General features: G+C 39.3%; 16 protein-coding genes. 13 read left to right on the top strand and 3 right to left on the bottom strand.

Features of this window, described 5'->3' with window-relative positions:
• Positions 1-103 precede the first annotated feature (103 nt).
• Together atpD and LZZ90_RS11810 are read left to right on the top strand one after the other, a co-directional pair.
• Positions 104-1,615 (top strand): F0F1 ATP synthase subunit beta, encoded by a 1,512-nt coding sequence (gene atpD / locus LZZ90_RS11815; RefSeq protein ID WP_237790906.1) that lies wholly within the window; start codon positions 104-106, stop codon positions 1,613-1,615.
• 47 nt (positions 1,616-1,662) lie between these two features.
• The gene (locus LZZ90_RS11810) at positions 1,663-1,944 is read left to right on the top strand and encodes a F0F1 ATP synthase subunit epsilon (RefSeq protein ID WP_237790905.1); all 282 of its coding nucleotides are present in this window, start codon (positions 1,663-1,665) and stop codon (positions 1,942-1,944) included.
• A 150-nt stretch (positions 1,945-2,094) separates the two neighbouring features.
• Here LZZ90_RS11810 and LZZ90_RS11805 read toward each other — a convergent pair whose 3' ends face one another.
• Positions 2,095-2,307, bottom strand: coding sequence for a helix-turn-helix transcriptional regulator (locus LZZ90_RS11805; RefSeq protein WP_237790904.1), 213 nt, complete (start codon positions 2,305-2,307; stop codon positions 2,095-2,097).
• A 2-nt stretch (positions 2,308-2,309) separates the two neighbouring features.
• Complete coding sequence (locus LZZ90_RS11800; protein WP_237790903.1) at positions 2,310-2,828, bottom strand: DUF2975 domain-containing protein; 519 nt, start codon at positions 2,826-2,828, stop codon at positions 2,310-2,312.
• Between the two features lie 296 nt (positions 2,829-3,124).
• Between LZZ90_RS11800 and LZZ90_RS11795 the strand changes: the two genes are divergently transcribed.
• From LZZ90_RS11795 to LZZ90_RS11750, 10 genes are all read left to right on the top strand, one after another.
• Positions 3,125-4,303 (top strand): T9SS type A sorting domain-containing protein, encoded by a 1,179-nt coding sequence (locus LZZ90_RS11795; RefSeq protein WP_237790902.1) that lies wholly within the window; start codon positions 3,125-3,127, stop codon positions 4,301-4,303.
• A gap of 150 nt (positions 4,304-4,453) precedes the next feature.
• A complete protein-coding gene (locus LZZ90_RS11790) occupies positions 4,454-5,590 on the top strand; it encodes an 8-amino-7-oxononanoate synthase (RefSeq protein WP_237790901.1) in 1,137 nt (378 codons plus the stop codon).
• Positions 5,591-5,665: 75 nt separating this feature from the next.
• Positions 5,666-5,863, top strand: a complete 198-nt coding sequence (locus LZZ90_RS11785) for a hypothetical protein (RefSeq protein ID WP_237790900.1) — start codon at positions 5,666-5,668, stop codon at positions 5,861-5,863.
• A gap of 119 nt (positions 5,864-5,982) precedes the next feature.
• Entirely contained in the window at positions 5,983-6,837 is an 855-nt protein-coding gene (locus LZZ90_RS11780; protein WP_237790899.1) for a TraB/GumN family protein, read from the top strand.
• Between the two features lie 9 nt (positions 6,838-6,846).
• Positions 6,847-7,350: an RNA polymerase sigma factor gene (locus LZZ90_RS11775; protein ID WP_237790898.1), complete on the top strand. Its 504-nt coding sequence runs from the start codon at positions 6,847-6,849 to the stop codon at positions 7,348-7,350.
• Positions 7,340-7,957, top strand: a complete 618-nt coding sequence (locus LZZ90_RS11770; protein WP_237790897.1) for a hypothetical protein — start codon at positions 7,340-7,342, stop codon at positions 7,955-7,957. Before LZZ90_RS11775 ends, LZZ90_RS11770 begins: the two co-directional genes overlap by 11 nt.
• An 86-nt stretch (positions 7,958-8,043) precedes the next feature.
• On the top strand, positions 8,044-8,460 hold the full coding sequence (locus tag LZZ90_RS11765) for a DUF2007 domain-containing protein (protein WP_237790896.1): 417 nt from the start codon (positions 8,044-8,046) through the stop codon (positions 8,458-8,460).
• On the top strand, positions 8,457-9,077 hold the full coding sequence (gene bioD / locus LZZ90_RS11760) for a dethiobiotin synthase (RefSeq protein ID WP_237790895.1): 621 nt from the start codon (positions 8,457-8,459) through the stop codon (positions 9,075-9,077). The genes LZZ90_RS11765 and bioD overlap by 4 nt, the downstream gene beginning before the upstream one ends.
• A gap of 26 nt (positions 9,078-9,103) precedes the next feature.
• Positions 9,104-10,375, top strand: a complete 1,272-nt coding sequence (gene bioA / locus LZZ90_RS11755; RefSeq protein WP_237790894.1) for an adenosylmethionine--8-amino-7-oxononanoate transaminase — start codon at positions 9,104-9,106, stop codon at positions 10,373-10,375.
• Between the two features lie 13 nt (positions 10,376-10,388).
• A complete protein-coding gene (locus LZZ90_RS11750) occupies positions 10,389-11,549 on the top strand; it encodes a beta-ketoacyl synthase N-terminal-like domain-containing protein (RefSeq protein WP_237790893.1) in 1,161 nt (386 codons plus the stop codon).
• 267 nt (positions 11,550-11,816) lie between these two features.
• Here the strand turns inward: LZZ90_RS11750 and LZZ90_RS11745 are convergent, their stop codons facing one another.
• A complete protein-coding gene (locus tag LZZ90_RS11745) occupies positions 11,817-12,296 on the bottom strand; it encodes a regulatory protein RecX (protein WP_237790892.1) in 480 nt (159 codons plus the stop codon).
• 143 nt (positions 12,297-12,439) lie between these two features.
• Between LZZ90_RS11745 and LZZ90_RS11740 the strand changes: the two genes are divergently transcribed.
• On the top strand, positions 12,440-17,899 hold the full coding sequence (locus tag LZZ90_RS11740) for a YDG domain-containing protein (RefSeq protein ID WP_237790891.1): 5,460 nt from the start codon (positions 12,440-12,442) through the stop codon (positions 17,897-17,899).
• The last annotated feature ends 8 nt before the right edge of the window (positions 17,900-17,907 follow it).

Below are 17,907 nucleotides of genomic sequence, written 5' to 3'. Positions count from 1 at the left end.
AAAAATTAAGTTGGATTATTAAGCGATAAAAAACTATCTTTGCGCTCTGAAAAAAGAGGTTTTTTCATAAAACGTAAATAGCTGTTTAATAAATACATAAGCAATGTCTAAAGTTACAGGTAAAGTTGCACAAATTATCGGACCTGTTGTTGACGTGGTTTTCAACACACAAAACGCCGAGCTTCCTAAGATTTATGATTCTTTGGAAATTACAAAAAATGATGGTTCAAAATTGGTACTTGAGGTACAGTCTCACATTGGTGAAGATACTGTTCGTACAATCTCCATGGACTCTACAGACGGTTTGTCTAGAGGTCACGAGGTAGTAGCATTGGGTACACCAATCCAAATGCCGATTGGTAAAGATATTTACGGACGTCTTTTCAATGTAATCGGTGATGCTATTGACGGTCTTGGCGATTTGCCAAAAGACGGTGAGAACGGTTTGCCAATTCACAGATCGGCGCCAAAATTTGAAGATTTATCAACGTCGTCAGAAGTTTTGTTTACAGGTATCAAAGTAATCGATTTGATCGAGCCTTACGCAAAAGGAGGTAAAATTGGATTGTTCGGTGGTGCTGGAGTAGGTAAAACGGTACTTATTCAGGAGTTGATCAACAATATTGCAAAAGGTCACGGAGGTCTTTCAGTATTCGCAGGAGTAGGGGAAAGAACACGTGAAGGAAATGACTTACTTCGTGAGATGTTGGAGTCTGGAATTATCAAGTATGGTGATGATTTCATGCATTCAATGGAAAACGGTGGATGGGATTTATCCAAAGTAGACAAACCGGGAATGAGAGAGTCTAAAGCTACTTTCGTATTCGGTCAGATGAATGAGCCACCTGGTGCTCGTGCTCGTGTAGCTTTATCAGGTCTTTCTATTGCAGAATATTTCCGTGATGGAGCTGGTGAAGGTCAAGGTAAAGACGTACTTTTCTTCGTAGACAACATCTTCCGTTTTACACAGGCGGGTTCTGAGGTGTCTGCGTTATTAGGACGTATGCCTTCTGCGGTAGGTTACCAACCAACGTTAGCAACGGAGATGGGTGTGATGCAAGAGCGTATTACATCAACAAAAACAGGTTCCATTACTTCAGTACAGGCGGTTTATGTACCTGCGGATGACTTAACGGATCCAGCGCCGGCTACAACCTTCGCGCACTTGGATGCTACAACGGTATTGTCTCGTAAAATTGCCGAGTTAGGTATTTATCCAGCGGTAGATCCACTAGATTCTACTTCTCGTATCTTAACACCTCAAATTTTAGGTGATGAGCACTACAATACAGCACAAAGAGTAAAAGAAATTCTACAGAAATACAAACAATTACAGGATATCATCGCGATCTTAGGTATGGAAGAGTTGTCAGAAGAAGACAAATTATCGGTATCAAGAGCTCGTCGTGTACAACGTTTCTTGTCTCAGCCGTTCCACGTTGCAGAGCAGTTTACAGGTATCCCGGGAGTATTGGTTGATATCAAAGATACTATCAAAGGATTTAACATGATTATCGACGGTGAGTTAGACCACTTACCTGAGGCAGCGTTCAACTTGAAAGGTACCATCGAAGATGTGATCGAAGCTGGACAAAAAATGTTAGCAGAAGCATAATTTTAATTGCTTAAAGCCTAAAGCTTAAAGTATAAAGCAAGTATAAAATGATTGTAGAAATTGTATCACCGGAAGCCACTTTATTTAAAGGAGAAGTTACTTCAGTAGCGGTTCCAGGAGTAAATGGTGAGTTCCAGATGTTGAACAACCACGCGCCCATAGTGTCGTTGTTAACAAAAGGTAACGTGAAAATCGTGGGTTCAAACATTAAGATTGCTAAAGAATTTGCAGACAAATTCAATAAACTTAACGAACAAACGTATTGGTTGCCTATCACTTCGGGAACGATCGAAATGAACGACAATAAGATAATTGTTTTAGCCGACTAAGACAATTGGATATAAAGAAAAGCCCAGCATTTATGCTGGGCTTTTTTGTTTTTTCGTGATAAATAATGAGTCTCAGAAAAACGAATATGTCTTATATGGTTTGACCGGTTTAATTATTTGATTGGTTCGCTTCTAAATTGGGAACTGTATTTATTGCTCTTCCTTCACATATTCCATAATATCGCCTGGCTGGCATTCCAAAATTTCACAAATGGACTCTAAGGTGGAAAACCGGATCGCTTTTGCTTTTCCGGTCTTTAAAATGGATAAATTTGCGGTAGTGATGCCGATTTGTTCCGCCAATTCGTTGGAGCGCATCTTGCGCTTAGCCAGCATCACATCTAGATTTACTATAATAGGCATAGTTATACAGTTAATTCGTTTTCTTCTTTCATGTTTTTGGCTATTTTGAATACTTCGCTTAGCACCATAAAAAACAGGGCCAAACCGGTAGTGAATAAAAAAGAATCAAATCCTCCTGAAGTAAAATTGAAATCAGCATCCCTTTTTTGACCATTAATTTTTAAAATGAAAATTGGAATTTGGGTTAATACCGTCGCAACTACAAACGCCTTACCAATCTTATTAAAATTGTTAATAATACGGTCGTCAAAAATAATTCTTAAGGCAAATAATTCTAAGATTTGTTTAAAAAGATAGATGCCATAAACAAAGGCTGCATATCCAAAGCAAACAAAAATAATAGCTATTTTAGTCGGAAAATCTATAATTTCCACTTTATTTCCGTTAATATTAATAGGGAAGTCTAAATCTCCCTTTTGACATAAAATTACAACTGCAAAAATAAGCACGGCCATTATACCGATGCATTGTAAAAGAAAGAAGATGGAAATAAAGCTTTTTAATAAATTTAATTTTCTCATGATTATTTTATTATTGGTTTCAGCAAATGTATAAAAATTATCGAAAAACAATAATAAAAATATGAAAAACAATAAAATTTTACAGCTTGTATTTAAAAATAACGAGGCATGAACCTCTAAGTGTTTGATAAACAGTCCTTTTTGTGGTTTTAAAAAAGTTGTTCCAAGTCTTTCTTTAAAGAATAAGAATTTTTGTATTAATTTAGCTCGTGAATTTTAAAGGTTCACAAAAGAAGCATTACTGTAAGGTTTGTCAATTTGTGAGGGATAAATAAGTAAACATTAGTGAATTATATATGAAAAAAGAACTACGTAAAGTATTAAAAGCATCAGGTAAATCCCTTTCAAAAGTTATGTTGATGACCAGTTTGGTGATCGGACTAAACTCTTTCGGGCAAAATTTTCAGACGCAGCTCATTGAAAGCTGGACCAACAACAATTGGCAAAATATGGGAAAAACCACTTATGCTTACGATGCCAATAATTACATGATCAATTACCAATACCAAATTTGGGATACCCCTTCCAGTAATTGGAAAAATTTAGTTCAATACAATCATACTAACAATCCAAATGGAACTTTAAGTTCTTATATTTCTCAAAATTGGGATGAAGCTAATTCGGTTTGGCTGGATGCTAATAGAGCTGTCTATAGCTACAATCCACAAGGGTCAATCACTGAAATCATTGTGGAAAATAATCTGGGTGGTAACAACTGGGCAAATGCATCACGTACCGTACAGACTTATGATGCGAACAATTATTTGGTTAACTATTTGTTTCAACTTTGGAATAGCTCTGCTAATTCCTGGGAAAATTTATTTCAATATAACTATACCAATAATCCTGACGGGACAATTAATTTCTACATTGATCAAAATTGGGACGAACAAACCACTACTTGGATCAATTCCAAAAGAGTAACCTTTAATTACGATGGCGCTAATAACATTCAGTCAAAAGTTACGGAAGATTGGGTTGGTACTGATTGGAAAAATTCATCAAAACAAATCAATACTTACGACGGTAACAATCACTTGATCCATTATTTGTTTCAGGGTTGGGATGAGGCTTTAAGTGCATGGAAAAGTAGCTCTCAATATAATATGACAAACAATGCCAACGGATATCTTGAACAGCAGATTTCACAAACCTGGAACGAAAACTCAAGCATCTGGGAAAATCAACAAAGAGTAACCTATACCTATCAGCCCACGATGGGGGTTAATGATCTTGTTTTTGCAAACGGTATAGCGGTTTACCCAAATCCGGCGTCTGATATGATCAGAATTCAAACCAAAAACTTTGCAGAGAATAAGGCTTATGCAGTTTTTGACCAATTCGGAAGACCAGTGGTAAGAGGTGCATTAAACGGAGAGGAAACTACTGTAAATATTAATCACCTTGCCAAAGGGATTTATTTTATCCAAGTAGGACAAGGAAAAAATCAAACTTTAAAAGTGATAAAACAATAATTGCTTTAAGTTATAATTTAAGAAAAGGCCGTTCAAAAGAGCGGTCTTTTTTATTGCTTCACTTTTAAAATTTTCAAGATTTATAAAAGACAACCACATCAGTCATAGTTTCTGCAAGCCAAAAAACAAAAAGATGATTATCTTTGGGTTATGAAACGATTTCCCAAGGCATTATCCCAAAAATTGGAACAGCGCAGCGAGGCGCATTCTTTGCGAAAACTTCCGGAGTCGACTGCTTTAATCGATTTTTCTTCCAATGATTATTTGGGGTTTGCCCGCTCGGCAGAATTGTTTGAAGCAACGCATGATTTACTAATCGAAAGAAATCTAAAAATCAATGGTGCGACCGGATCAAGGTTGTTGTCGGGAAATCACTCTTTATACAAGGAAGCGGAAGTATTCATAGCCGAGTTTCACCATGCGGAAAGCGCACTGGTTTTCAATTCCGGTTACGATGCCAATGTGGGCTTTTTTAGTTCGGTTCCGCAGCGGGGCGATGTCATTCTGTACGACGAACTCATCCATGCCTCCATTCGCGATGGGATGCAATTGTCTAACGCGAAAAACTACAAGTTTCAACACAATGATTTTGAAGATTTACAGCGGTTGCTTTTGCGGTTTAAAGATGAGGCTGCAGAAATTTATGTAGTAACGGAGAGCGTTTTTTCCATGGATGGCGATTCTCCGAACCTGGAAGAATTGACGGCTCTTACCGAAAAATACAAGGCTTACCTGGTTATAGACGAAGCTCATGCTTTAGGAGTCTTTGGGGAAAATGGCGAAGGATTAACGCAAAGTATGCAACTTCACAATAAGGTTTTTGCCCGCATCATGACCTTTGGAAAAGGCTTGGGTTGTCACGGAGCCGCCGTTTTGGGAAGCTCTGAACTGAAAAGTTATCTGGTCAATTTTTCGCGTAGTTTTATTTATACAACCGGGCTTTCTCCTCATTCCTTAGCTACAATCTTAGCGGCTTACGGGTTGTTGTCTGCAGATAAAGTACGTGCGCTTAGGGAAAATGTGGTTCACTTCAATCAGGAAAAAAACCGCTTGGGTTTGCAACCGATGTTTGTATACAGCAAATCGGCCATCCATTCAGCCATTGTTCCCGGAAACGAAAAAGTAAAAGCGATGGCACAACAGCTTCAGGCAAAAGGCTTTGATGTAAAAGCGATACTTTCTCCCACAGTGCCTCAAGGGCAGGAACGCCTTCGTTTTTGTTTGCACAGTTATAATTCCAAAGAAGAAATTTCGGCTGTTTTAGCTAGTATTTACGGGCTTTTGTAAAAAAGTTTAAGAATTTTTGTAACGTTTTGTGTTTTGGGTTACTTACGTGTGGTAAACCAAAAAAACAAAATCATTATGAAAACAGTAATCAATACAAACAACGTAAAAGCGAGTGCCACTATTTTATTAGTTCTATTGTCTTCCTTTTTATTAAGCTATTCTCTTGTAAGCTATTTAGTGTTTGGGAAAGATGTTTCTGCAGCAGTACTGATTATTTCAGCTGTTGTTTTTGGCAAAAGTATGATGGCAATGCAGCAAATGAGAACTAAATAAAAGGACGTTTCAATCATCAATCAATAAAAATCATCAATATCATCACCCGAAGCACAGCCGAATTGTTTGGAGCGCAGCGGAAAAAATCAAAATCATCATCAATCTTTAAAATCAAAAAAATGAAAAAACTAATTCAATCTTCGCTTTTACTTTTAGCCTCTGTAATTGGAGGAACTGCAAACGCTCAAACAAAAACTTCAGAAAATAGCTTGCTTTGGGAAATCTCAGGGAATGGGCTTTCTAAGTCGTCGTATCTTTACGGAACGGTACACATGATGTGCGAATCCGACTTTAAAATGACCGATAAGACCTTAAAAGCTTTTGCAAAAACGGACAAATTGGCTTTGGAAATTGATATGGACGATCCTGCCGAACTGAACCTGATGCAACAATCTGCAATGGGCAAAGAGCCGCTTAGCAAGACTTTAAATCCGGAAGATTATCAAAAACTCGATGCTTTTTTAAAGGAAAAACTAGGGAAAGACGCCAAAACGTTTGAAAATTATACCTTAACGACCATTATGAGTGTGGTAATGTTCAAATCGTTAAATTGTCCTCCAAAAATGTACGAAATGGAGTTTATGAAAATGGCAACCGATAGAAAGATGGAAACCATTGGCTTGGAAAAACTCAGCGAGCAATTGGATTTTCTTGGGAAAGCCTACTCAGATCATGAGATGATTGATCAGATCAAGCTGTACGGTTCGGAGTATTTCAAAGCCTTGATTCCGGTGTATACTTCAGAGCAAATTTACAAACTTTATCAATTGACCATTAGCCCTAAATACATGGATGCGGAAGACAAAAAATACATGTTAGACATTCGTAACAATAATTGGGCGAAGAAAATGCCCGACTTAATGAAAAAAGAAAGTGTTTTCTTTGCCGTAGGAGCAGCACATTTACCGGGTGAGCAAGGCGTGCTTCAGCTTCTGAAAAATGCCGGTTATACTGTAAAACCTGTAATGAACTAAACAAGCATTTTGGAATCAAAAGAAAAAGAATTTTTAAACCGGATTGAGGCCCACAAAGGGATCCTGCACAAGGTTTCCAAGATGTACATGGACAATCGGGACGATCAGGACGATCTGTTTCAGGAGATTGTCTGTCAGCTCTGGAAAGCCTACGATACTTTTAAAGGAGAAAGTCAGTTTTCGACCTGGATGTACCGCGTGGCGATCAATACTTCGATTGTCTTTCTGAAAAAAGAAAAACGAAAGGTGGATAAGTACGAAATCGCCTCGGAGAACATCAAGGAAGAAGAAAGTGATGCCCACATCAAAGAAAGCCAGATCGAGCATTTTTATCGTGCGGTGCAAAAGCTGGACAAAATCGACAAGGCGATCATCTTCTACCAGCTCGAAGGCTTTTCCCACAAGGAAATCGGGGATAACTTGGGGATCTCGGAAGGGAATGCCAGGGTAAAACTCAATCGCGCGAAAGAAAAATTAAAAGAAATTATAAAACAACAAGGTTATGGACTTTAACGATATACAATCTGCATGGAATAACGACCAGAATAACGAGGTCAAACTTCCCAGCAATCTTGAAAAATTACAATCGGCCAACACGCCGCTGGACAAGATTCGAAAAAATCTTAAAAACGAATTCATTTACCAGATTCTGGCCATCGTTTTTATGGGGCTGCTTCCTTTTCAGTTTCATTTTTCAATGCTAATGAAAACCGGTTTTTACGCACTTTACACCCTTTTTGTGGTCATTTGTGCTTACTTTTTGGTAAAACTGTATTTGTTTTTCAAACGCCTAAACAAAGCCAGTGCGACTACGAAAGACAATTTATACGAGACGTATTATGATATTCGGTTGAATATGGAACTTTACAAGTCGTTCAGTTATTCGCTGGTGCCTTTTGCCTTGGTTTTTGTGGGCATGATTTTCATGAACGATTACAGTATGGAACAATTGACGGTTTTTCTCAATACAAAATCCGGAACTACTTTTATTTGGGTGCTGATAGGGGTTTTTGTCGCGATGACCGCATCCATTGCCTTTGCGACCGAATGGTGGGTGAATCATTTCTACGGAAAATACGCCAAAGACATCCGCAAAGTCATCGATGAATTAAAAGAATAGTAAAAAGAAACCCATCCTTACCGATGGGTTTTTTCAGTAAAAAAGGTTGTCGTTTGTTTTTTAGGCAGTAAGTTTGCAAAAAAAAGATGAGTACCGATCAGTTTGTTAAACTAGCGACGTTTCAATTTACCTCGGAAGCCTTAATTGTCAAGGGAAAGTTGGAGTCTGAAGGTGTGGAGGTTTTTTTACGGGATAACCTGACCATTGATACCGATCCCATGGTGAGCAATGCCATTGGAGGAGTTAAGCTTTTTGTGAAACAGGAAGATCAGACAAATGCGGTTGAAATCTTAGAAAGCATCAGCAAATATTCGTTAGACGATAATGGAAGCGCCATAGAATGTCCCAAATGCGGAAGTGCAAAGGTTGATTATTTCACGACGGTAAGAGATATAAAATCCTTATTCAGTTTTTTATTTTCGCTGTTGCTGCTGCTGTTGCCTTTCTACGCCAAACACAAGTACAAATGTGAAACCTGTAACTTTGAATTTGACCAATCATGAAACTTTTTATCACCGGAATAGGAACCGACGTGGGTAAAACCATCGCCTCGGCCATCATCACGGAAGCTTTGCAAGCCGATTACTGGAAACCAGTGCAGGCAGGTGATTTGCACAATTCCGATTCCCATAAAATCCAAAACTACCTTTCCAATTCTAAAACAAAGATTTTTGAGAATGCTTATGCGTTGCAAACACCTGCAAGTCCGCATTTGGCAGCCGAATTGGATGGCCTAACGATCGACCTAAAAAAAATTATAGAACCGAAAACCAAAAACCATTTGGTGGTGGAAGGTGCCGGCGGTGTTTTTGTCCCGTTAAATGAAACTGATTGTGTGATCGATTTGATTCAGCCGGATTATAAAGTAGTGGTGGTGTCCCGTCATTATCTGGGAAGCATTAACCATACGCTTTTAACCATTGAAGCCTTGCAGAATAGAAAGTTAAACCTAGCCGGAATTATCTTCAATGGAGACGAAAATGCGGCTTCAGAAGAAATCATCCTGAAAAAAACCGGACTAAAAATGCTCGGATGCATCGAAAACGAGCCCTACTTCGATCAAAATGTAATCTGTTATTATGCCGATAAATTCAGGACAACACTTGTTGAGTTGTACTAACTCATAATTCATAACTCATAATTGAAATGAACCTTTCCGAAAGAGATATACAACACAACTGGCATCCGTATACCCAACACAAGACTGCTGCACCACATATTGCCATTACCAAAGGGGAAGGTGCGTTGTTATGGGATGAAAACGGGAAAGAATACATCGATGCGATTGCTTCGTGGTGGGTCAACCCGTACGGGCATTCCAACAAGTTTATTGCTGATGCGATTTACAAACAACTTACTACTTTAGAACATGTGTTGTTCGGAGGTTTTACACACGAACCTGCCGTTTTGGTCGCTGAAAAACTGACGCAGCTGCTTCCGTCCAATCAAAAAAAACTGTTCTATTCCGATAACGGTTCTACGGCGGTGGAAATCGCGATTAAAGTGGCGCTTCAGTATTTTTATAACAAAGGAGAACGACGCACAAAGATAATCGCGTTTGAAAATGCCTTTCACGGCGATACGTTTGCAGCGATGGCTGCCAGCGGGATTTCTTTTTTTACCGAAGCGTTTAAAGGATCATTATTGGAAGTGGTTCGAATTCCCGTTCCAAGTAAAGGCAATGAATTAGCAAGTTACGAAGCATTGGAAACGCTTTTAAAAACCAATGAGTTTGCCGGATTTATTTTCGAACCGTTAGTGCAAGGTGCGGCGGGAATGGTAATGTATGATGCTTCCGAGTTGGATAAACTGATCGCGCTCTGCAAAAAACATAATGTCTTTACTATAGCTGATGAAGTGATGACCGGCTTCGGAAAAACCGGAAAAACCTTTGCCTGCGATTATTTGAGTGAACAACCTGATATGATGTGTTTGTCCAAAGCGCTCACTGGAGGGACGATTCCAATGGCAATTACCACTTTTACACAAGAGTTGTTCGATGGTTTTTATGATCAGGATGTGAATAAAGCCTTGTTTCACGGGCATACGTTTACTGCCAATCCAACTGGTTGTGCAGCGGCTTTGGCCAGTATGGAGCTCTTAACTACTGAAGTAATGCAGCAAAATATTCAGCGGATTCACGAGAATCATCTTAGATTTGAAAATAAGATTAAGAATCATTCCCGGGTTGCAACAACTCGAGTTTTGGGAGTAATCTTTGCTTTGGAAATTAAAACCGACGGTGCGCAGAGTTATTACGGGAGTTTCCGCAATAGATTGTACAACTTTTTTATTGATAAAGGAATTATCCTGCGTCCGGTGGGAAATATTGTTTATGTTTTGCCTCCGTATGTGATTACCGATGCACAACTGGAAAAAATCTACCAAACTATAGAAGAAGCATTAATAGAATGCTAACTTTGCAAAAATTTTGAATTTGAAACCGATTGCTATTACCGCCTTATCATCTTTTTCACCCTTGGGAAACCAACCCGAAGCCATTTGGGCAGAATACCTGAAACCAACCACTTTGATAGCGGAAAAAACAATCGGAAAGCAAAAAGTAAACGTAGCCGCTTTATCCGAAACTCTTTTAGAAGAAGTAAAGGTTTTGCGCTTATCGGATCACAAATATAAAGCGTTGGACAATTCCGTTTTGTATGCAATGCTTGCTTCTCGTGAAGCGGTAAAACAAGCCGGATGGAATGAAAACGACGTCTTTGGTATCAACATTGGTTCTTCACGGGGGGCGACCGAACTTTTTGAGAATTACCATCAGGAGTTCATCACTACCGGAAGAGCTTCAACTTTAGCCTCGCCAACCACCACTATGGGGAATATTTCCTCCTGGATTGCGCATGATTTGAAGGCGCGGGGTCCTGAAATTTCCCATTCGATTACTTGCTCCACTGCTTTACATGCACTTTTAAACGGTGTGGCATGGCTGCGCTCGGGAATGGCCGATAAATTTTTGGTAGGGGGAAGCGAAGCGTCTTTAACCCCGTTTACCCTTGCGCAAATGCAGGCGCTTAAGATTTATTCTTCGGAAGTTTCGGAATTTCCGTGTCGAGCTTTTGATAGGGAGAAAACTAAAAATACCATGGTTTTAGGAGAAGGGGCCGGAATGCTTTGCATGGAAAATGGGACTACGGAGAAAGCCTTGGGGTACATACAAGGTGTTGGGTATGCAACCGATATTTTAGAACACGGAATTTCCATTTCTACCGATGCGGTATGCTTTCAGCAATCGATGAAAATGGCTCTTGAAAATGTTTCTTTAGACCAAGTGGATGCTGTTGTAATGCACGCACCGGGAACGGTTAAAGGAGATTCCTCGGAAATTCAGGCGATTGAAAAAGTGTTTGGAACCAATCTACCAATGCTAACCACCAACAAATGGAAAATCGGGCATACCTTCGGGTCTTCCGGAATTTTGAGTGTAGAACTGGCAGTAATGATGTTGCAGCACCAACAATTTGTTCCGGTGCCTTTTGCCGAAAAACAAACAGAACGCACTTCCATTAGAAAAGTGTTGGTGAACGCCGTAGGTTTTGGCGGTAACGCGGTGAGTGTTTTGATTGGACTTTCCTAAATCCTCTGCAAATCTTTTTGTTTATTTACTTTTGACATTTTTTTGAAAATTATTTTTCATCAAAAATGTGATTTTTTTTATATCATATTGTTTTTTGATCACAAAATTGTAATCATTTTCTTTTAAAATTTTTTTCGATCACAGTTTTGTGAACTTTTATTTTTTAATTTAAATTGATCACAATTTTTGTTTGCGATTATTTTTTAAGGATTGTGTTTAGTGTTGCAACCTTTGAAATTGGATAATGCCTGAGTTTTTATAAAAGATTTAAGCCGACAATTCGTTCAGTTTTTCAAATACCAAATTGCTTTCATAGCCCTTACGTAGTAAAAAATCGCAAAATTTTTTTTTCTTTTTCGGAAGGTTTTTCTCGGTGATGCTTTCCCACTGTTTTTCGGCCAATTCATGAAAGGTTGTGTGGTACTCTGTTGTGGAAATTTCTTTAAGTGCCTTGTCGATATTGTATTTGGAAATGTTTCTGAATTTCAACTCGTTGATAATTCGGACTTTTCCCCATTTTTTAATGTTGTGTTTTCCGCGGGCAAAACTTAAGGCAAAGCGTTCTTCGTTTAAAAAATTATTTTCAATCAGGTGAACAATAATGATGTCGATCGCTTGCGGAATCATTTTCATGGAGCGCAATTTCTCTTCCACCTCGGCATGACAGCGCTCCTGGTAGCTGCAATAGTATTCCAGTTTTTGTTTGGCTTGGTCTACTGTATAGGTTTTCAGAGGGTTAGTGTTCATAAATTACTCATAACTTAACAATAAATTAATCATAAGTGATTGAAAATATTCCAAAATTTCGTACCTTTGACACCCGCTTTTTAACATTTGGTCGAAAAGGCGGTTTAAAAATAGGAAATTATTTAAAATTTTAACAAACACGTATGAAATTTAAATTACTATTACTGTCTTTTTTGATGGCTGCTACTTATGGATGGGGGCAGACTGTTTTGGCAAATTATAAATTTGAAAATAATTTGACAGTTGAGGCTGGTGCTATTGGGACGCCTGCGTTGTCTGCAAGTTCTGCGGTAAGTTATTTTGCAGGAGTTACTGGTCAGGCAGCTTCTTTTGCTAGTTCTGCTGGGAAGTATTTTGAATTGACAATTTCTACAACTGGTTATACAGGTGTTGATATTTCTTTTGCAGGTAGATCATCGGCAGCAGGTACTTCTTGGGTGGTTACTGGAGATCCTACTGGAGGGGTTGCATTCGCTGCAGTGACTTCATTAGCATGTCCAAATGGTTCATTTGCAAGTTTGACTCCGTTTTCTCTAGGTGGGGGATATGATAATAAAGCTTCAATTAGGTTAAGGATTACTGCTACGGGAAGTGGGACAGCAACGATGAGGATTGATGACCTTATTATTAGAGGGGTTCCTGTTGGAGGGGTTCCATCTATTACAAGTTCACTCACATCATCTTCGGTTTATGGTAGTGCTTATTCTTATAATATTACGGCTTCTGGTGTGCCAACTAGTTATAATGCAACTGGTTTGCCTTCCGGCTTGTCTATAAATACAACGACTGGTGCAATTACTGGGACACCAACTGTTGGTGTTGGTTCATATAATATTGATATATCAGCAACTAATGGAAGTGGTACGGATACTAAAACCTTAGTTTTAACAATTACAGCTAAGAATCTGACTATTTCCGGTTTAACGGCAGATAATAAAGTGTATGATAGGACAACAACAGCCACTCTGTCTGGAACGCCTTCTTTGGTTGGAGTTGTTGGTTCGGATGTGGTTTCCTTGTCTGGCGTTCCGACAGCTTCTTTTGCGACCTTTACTGTAGGAGTTGCTAAACCGGTTACAGTTTCAGGTTATACACTTTCTGGAGCTCAATCAGGAAATTATACGCTTACTCAACCGACTGGGTTGACTGCTAATATTACGGCAAAGCCTTTAACGGTATCTGGTGCAGTAGCAAATAATAAGGTATATGATGGGACAACAACAGCTACCATTTCTGGAGCTACATTAGTAGGGGTTATTGCTCCTGATGCGGTAACACTTAATCCATCAGGAACATTTGCAACGGCAAACGTAGGGGTTGGAATTGCGGTTACCTCTACTAGTACAATTTCAGGAGCTGCTTCAGGAAATTATACTTTAACTCAACCTGTAGGTTTATCGGCAGATATTACTCAGGCTTCACAAACGATAACATTCAATCCGCTTCCTGTGCAATATGTAGGTGCGCCAAACTTTAATCTTACCGCTACTTCAAGTTCGGGATTAGCTATAACTTATGTGAGTTCAAACCCTGCTGTTGCTACGGTTTCAGGGAACACTGTGACTATTGTAGGGGTAGGGACAACTGTTATTACTGCATCACAAGCGGGTAATGCTAATTATGCAGCTGCTACAAGTGTAAATCAAAATCAGGTTGTTACTACTGCGCCGTGTGTTAATGAAGATTTTGTCAGTTTTACGGATTGGACGGATAATGGAACGGCAAGTGATGCTGTAGCTTCACATTACGGAGCTGCTGCGCCGTGTAGAGCCCTTGGTATTAGTGATTATTTAATCACTCCATCCGTTAATTTTCCTACAACATTACAGTTTCATCAAGACAATAGTAATCCGGGAAGCGGTACAGTAGATTATAGAATTGGAGCTGGACCATGGCTTCCGTGTTATACTTTTGTAACTAATAGTGCTGGAGCAAACGAGAATGTCAATTTGACAAATATTAGTGGGGTAGATCTTTCAGTACAAAGCAATGTGACTTTCAGATTCAATTCTTCTTTTAATACTTGGTACTTGGATGATGTCGTTATTATATGTGGTCCGCCACCGGCGTCATGTACAACACCTACTGCTCAACCAACAGCTTTGTCGTTTTCAGCAATAACTACTTCTGCTTTCAATGGTTCTTTTACTGCAGCTTCACCAGCACCTTCTGGATATTTGGTGGTTTACAGTACAAGCGCAACTTTGGCTGCTGCTGATTTGCCAGTAGATGGTACAAGTTATACAGCCGGTAATACTTTAGGGGATGGAACAGTTGCATATTCAGGTGCAGGTAATTCTTTTTCTGTTACTGGGTTGACTTCAGGAACAACCTATTATGTTTTCGTTTTTTCATATAACACAGGATCTTGTGCTATAGCTTATAATACAGCAACTCCGTTGTCAAATTCAGTTACAACGGTTGCAGCTTATTGTGCTTCAAGTGGTAATACATCTTTTCAAACTTCAGTAACCAACGTTACTTTCAATACAATAAACAATACTAGTGGGAAGCCTTCAGGTTATTCCGATTATACTGGGATTTCTACAACGGTGCAACAGGGTAACAGTTATTCATTGTCTTCAAGAATCAATACCGATGGTAATTTCACTGTTTTGGCTTTTGCATGGATTGATTTCAACCACGATTTGGATTTTAATGATCCGGGTGAGGCTTTCGATTTAGGATCGGCAACCAATGTGGCTAGTGGCCTTTCAAGTTCTTCACCGCTTTCGATTAATATTCCGTTGACGGCTGCTATCGGAGCAACGAGAATGCGTGTAATTGCAACCTATGATGGTGACTCGTCTCCGTGTTTATCCGGTTTTGATGGGGAAGTGGAAGATTACACTATTAATATTATTGCTGCTTGTGTGCCTACCCACGCGGTTACAAGTTTTGCACCTGCATCGGGCCCAACAGGAACAGATGTAACCATTACCGGTTCAGGTTTTACAGCTGGAACTACGGTAATGTTCAATGGAATTTCTGCTGTGGTTACTTATGTTAATGCAACTACAATTATTGCAACGGTTCCTTCTGGTTTAACCACGGGGCAGATTACGGTAACTGAAGGAGGTTGTAAGGTGAATACTGTATCTAATTTTACTGAAATTAAACAAACAGGTACTTGTTCAACGGGTAATAATCTTAATGATTTGATTATTTCGGAGGTTTATGACTCAGCTGCAGGTAACTCATGGTATATGGAATTGTACAATCCAACCGGTAGCCCAATCAATTTGGATGCAGCGGGTGCGAATTATAAATTAGTTCGTTATGGAGATATTGGTATTACTGTAGGTTTGCGTAGTGTTGATATTTCAGGAACCATTGCTCCTGGAGGAGTTTATGTTGCGGATTTGGGTTCCGATACTTCTTGCGATCCAATGACCTACAATTATACCAACAAAGGAAATGGAATCAACGAAAACGACGAAATTCGTCTTACTAAAAATGATGTTACAGTTGATATAGTATATTGTCCAAATGAAAAAGGATATGTAATTCGAAGAAACGCTGCGGCTGTTGGTCCAACGGCTACTTATAATGCTGCAGATTGGACTTTGCTTACAACAGAAACCTGTGCCAACCTTGGTATTGTTCCTTTTGCTTATACAAATAACTTACCTACGGTAAATACAAATCCGTCTGATGTTAGTGGTTGTGGTACTACTGCAAGTTTTACAATTGCCGCTACACCTGCCGGAGCTGGAGTTTTAACGTATCAATGGTATTATAATAATGGAGTTTCGGCTGGATGGACTACTGTAGCGGCTGGATCGTTTGCCGGTGTGACTGCATCTGGTTTTACTTCTAATACTTTGGGATTGAATGGAGCTATTGGTACTTTGAATGGATACCAATTCTATTGTCAGGTTACTCAAGCGGGGACTTGTTCGGTGGCTTCCGATGCAGCCCAATTAAAAGTAAATTCCACTACTTGGAACGGCTCGGCTTGGTCTAACGGAAACCCGGATTTAACCAAACTAGCCATCATCAATGGTAATTACGATACTACGGCAAACGGTGATTTCGAATGTTGTAGTTTAACGATCAATAACGGTTTTACTCTTGATATTAAGGATACGGATTATGTATTGATCCAAAATGATTTAACGGTTAACGGGACACTAGAGGTTCAAAACCAAGGTTCTTTGGTAATGGTAAGCGATACAGGTGTGGTAACTAACAACGGAACGACTAATGTGAGAAAAATGTCTTCAACGTTTGACCGTTATGATTATACCTTCTGGTCTTCGCCAATCTCTAATGCGTTGATTAGTGTGTTTAGTCAGTGGCAAACGAATTACATCTTTAAATTGGATGCCACTAAATTCTTGGATGCCAATAACGATTCACACGACGACAACCAGGATGCTTGGGTATTCACGCCTCAAACTGAAGCAATGTCTCCGGGTAGAGCTTATGGAGTGATGGGTAAAATAACTCAGACCTATCCGGCTCAACAAGGTGTGGTGTTTACCGGACCGGTAAATAACGGAGTAATCACTCAGCCTATCGGAATGAGTTTGGATCCGGCTAATGCAAACGACGATTTCAACTTAGTAGGAAACCCTTATCCGTCTGCAATTAGTGCCGATAAGTTTATTACAGACAATGCCGATATTTCAGGAACCCTTTATTTCTGGACCCACGAAGGAGATATTCAGGTAGCAGCAATTAATCCTGGTCCAATGGCTTACAATTACAGTCCGGACGATTTTGCCTACTATAACTTGGCTGGAGGAACTGGAACAAGAGCGGGATTGCTTTCTGGAAACGGAAACAGTAACGTGCCAAATGGCTTTATTGCCTCAGGTCAAGGTTTCGAGGTTGATGCGAATGCAGCAACCAATGTTGTGTTCAACAACAGTATGCGAAACAAAAATCATTTGAACACGAATTTCTATCGTAGTGCAAACGGAACTCAGGAGAAAGACCGTATTTGGTTAAACCTTACCAATCCGGAAGGTATTTTCAACCAACAGTTAATCGGTTTCTTTCCAGAAGCTACTCCGGAGTTGGATCGTGGTTATGATGGTTATTACGTAAAATCGAATACCTATGCGGCATTCTACTCGTTAATTGGCGATACGCAGTTCAAAATTCAGGGACGAGAAGCGTATGACGTAAATGCAAAAGTAGCTTTAGGATTCCGCTCAGCGTACGAGAAAACCTATACGGTTTCCATTGGTGATATTCAAGGGGTCTTACGTACGGAGAATGTATACCTAGAAGACAAGCAATTGAACATTATTCATGATTTGAAAGCTTCCAATTATGTGTTTTCAACTCCTGCGGGTGAATTCAACAACCGTTTTGTATTGCGTTTCAACAGTGAAACTTTAGGAGCTACTGATTTTGAAGCCAACAGTAATGCGGTTATGGTTTATGCAAACGATGTGCTTCATGTGGCTTCTTCTCTAGAACCGATCAAAGAAGTTGTGGTTTACGATATTTTAGGACGCGTAATAGCTCAGAAGAAAAACGTAAATGCAAGTGCAACGGATTTTGCGAATCTGTCCAAAACACAAAGTACTCTAATTGTTAAAGTTACTTTGGAAAATGGTCAAATTGTAGACAAAAAGGTAATTTACTAAAACAGTAT

The organism is Flavobacterium sp. SM15 (genome assembly GCF_022012335.1).
Classification (GTDB): Bacteria; Bacteroidota; Bacteroidia; order Flavobacteriales; family Flavobacteriaceae; genus Flavobacterium.
Note: the sequence above shows the minus strand (reverse complement) of the source record. Positions and strands in the feature narration are given on the sequence as shown.

Bases quoted from the DNA above. Each gene is read 5' to 3' on its own strand.
- bioD (WP_237790895.1), top strand. From the start codon at position 8,457: ATGAAACTTTTTATCACCGGAATAGGAACCGACGTGGGTAAAACCATC.
- LZZ90_RS11810 (WP_237790905.1), top strand. From the start codon at position 1,663: ATGATTGTAGAAATTGTATCACCGGAAGCCACTTTATTTAAAGGAGAA.
- atpD (WP_237790906.1), top strand. From the start codon at position 104: ATGTCTAAAGTTACAGGTAAAGTTGCACAAATTATCGGACCTGTTGTT.
- LZZ90_RS11795 (WP_237790902.1), top strand. From the start codon at position 3,125: ATGAAAAAAGAACTACGTAAAGTATTAAAAGCATCAGGTAAATCCCTT.
- LZZ90_RS11740 (WP_237790891.1), top strand. From the start codon at position 12,440: ATGAAATTTAAATTACTATTACTGTCTTTTTTGATGGCTGCTACTTAT.
- bioA (WP_237790894.1), top strand. From the start codon at position 9,104: ATGAACCTTTCCGAAAGAGATATACAACACAACTGGCATCCGTATACC.
- LZZ90_RS11800 (WP_237790903.1), bottom strand. From the start codon at position 2,828: ATGAGAAAATTAAATTTATTAAAAAGCTTTATTTCCATCTTCTTTCTT.
- LZZ90_RS11780 (WP_237790899.1), top strand. From the start codon at position 5,983: ATGAAAAAACTAATTCAATCTTCGCTTTTACTTTTAGCCTCTGTAATT.
- LZZ90_RS11745 (WP_237790892.1), bottom strand. From the start codon at position 12,296: ATGAACACTAACCCTCTGAAAACCTATACAGTAGACCAAGCCAAACAA.
- LZZ90_RS11805 (WP_237790904.1), bottom strand. From the start codon at position 2,307: ATGCCTATTATAGTAAATCTAGATGTGATGCTGGCTAAGCGCAAGATG.
- LZZ90_RS11765 (WP_237790896.1), top strand. From the start codon at position 8,044: ATGAGTACCGATCAGTTTGTTAAACTAGCGACGTTTCAATTTACCTCG.
- LZZ90_RS11785 (WP_237790900.1), top strand. From the start codon at position 5,666: ATGAAAACAGTAATCAATACAAACAACGTAAAAGCGAGTGCCACTATT.
- LZZ90_RS11790 (WP_237790901.1), top strand. From the start codon at position 4,454: ATGAAACGATTTCCCAAGGCATTATCCCAAAAATTGGAACAGCGCAGC.
- LZZ90_RS11770 (WP_237790897.1), top strand. From the start codon at position 7,340: ATGGACTTTAACGATATACAATCTGCATGGAATAACGACCAGAATAAC.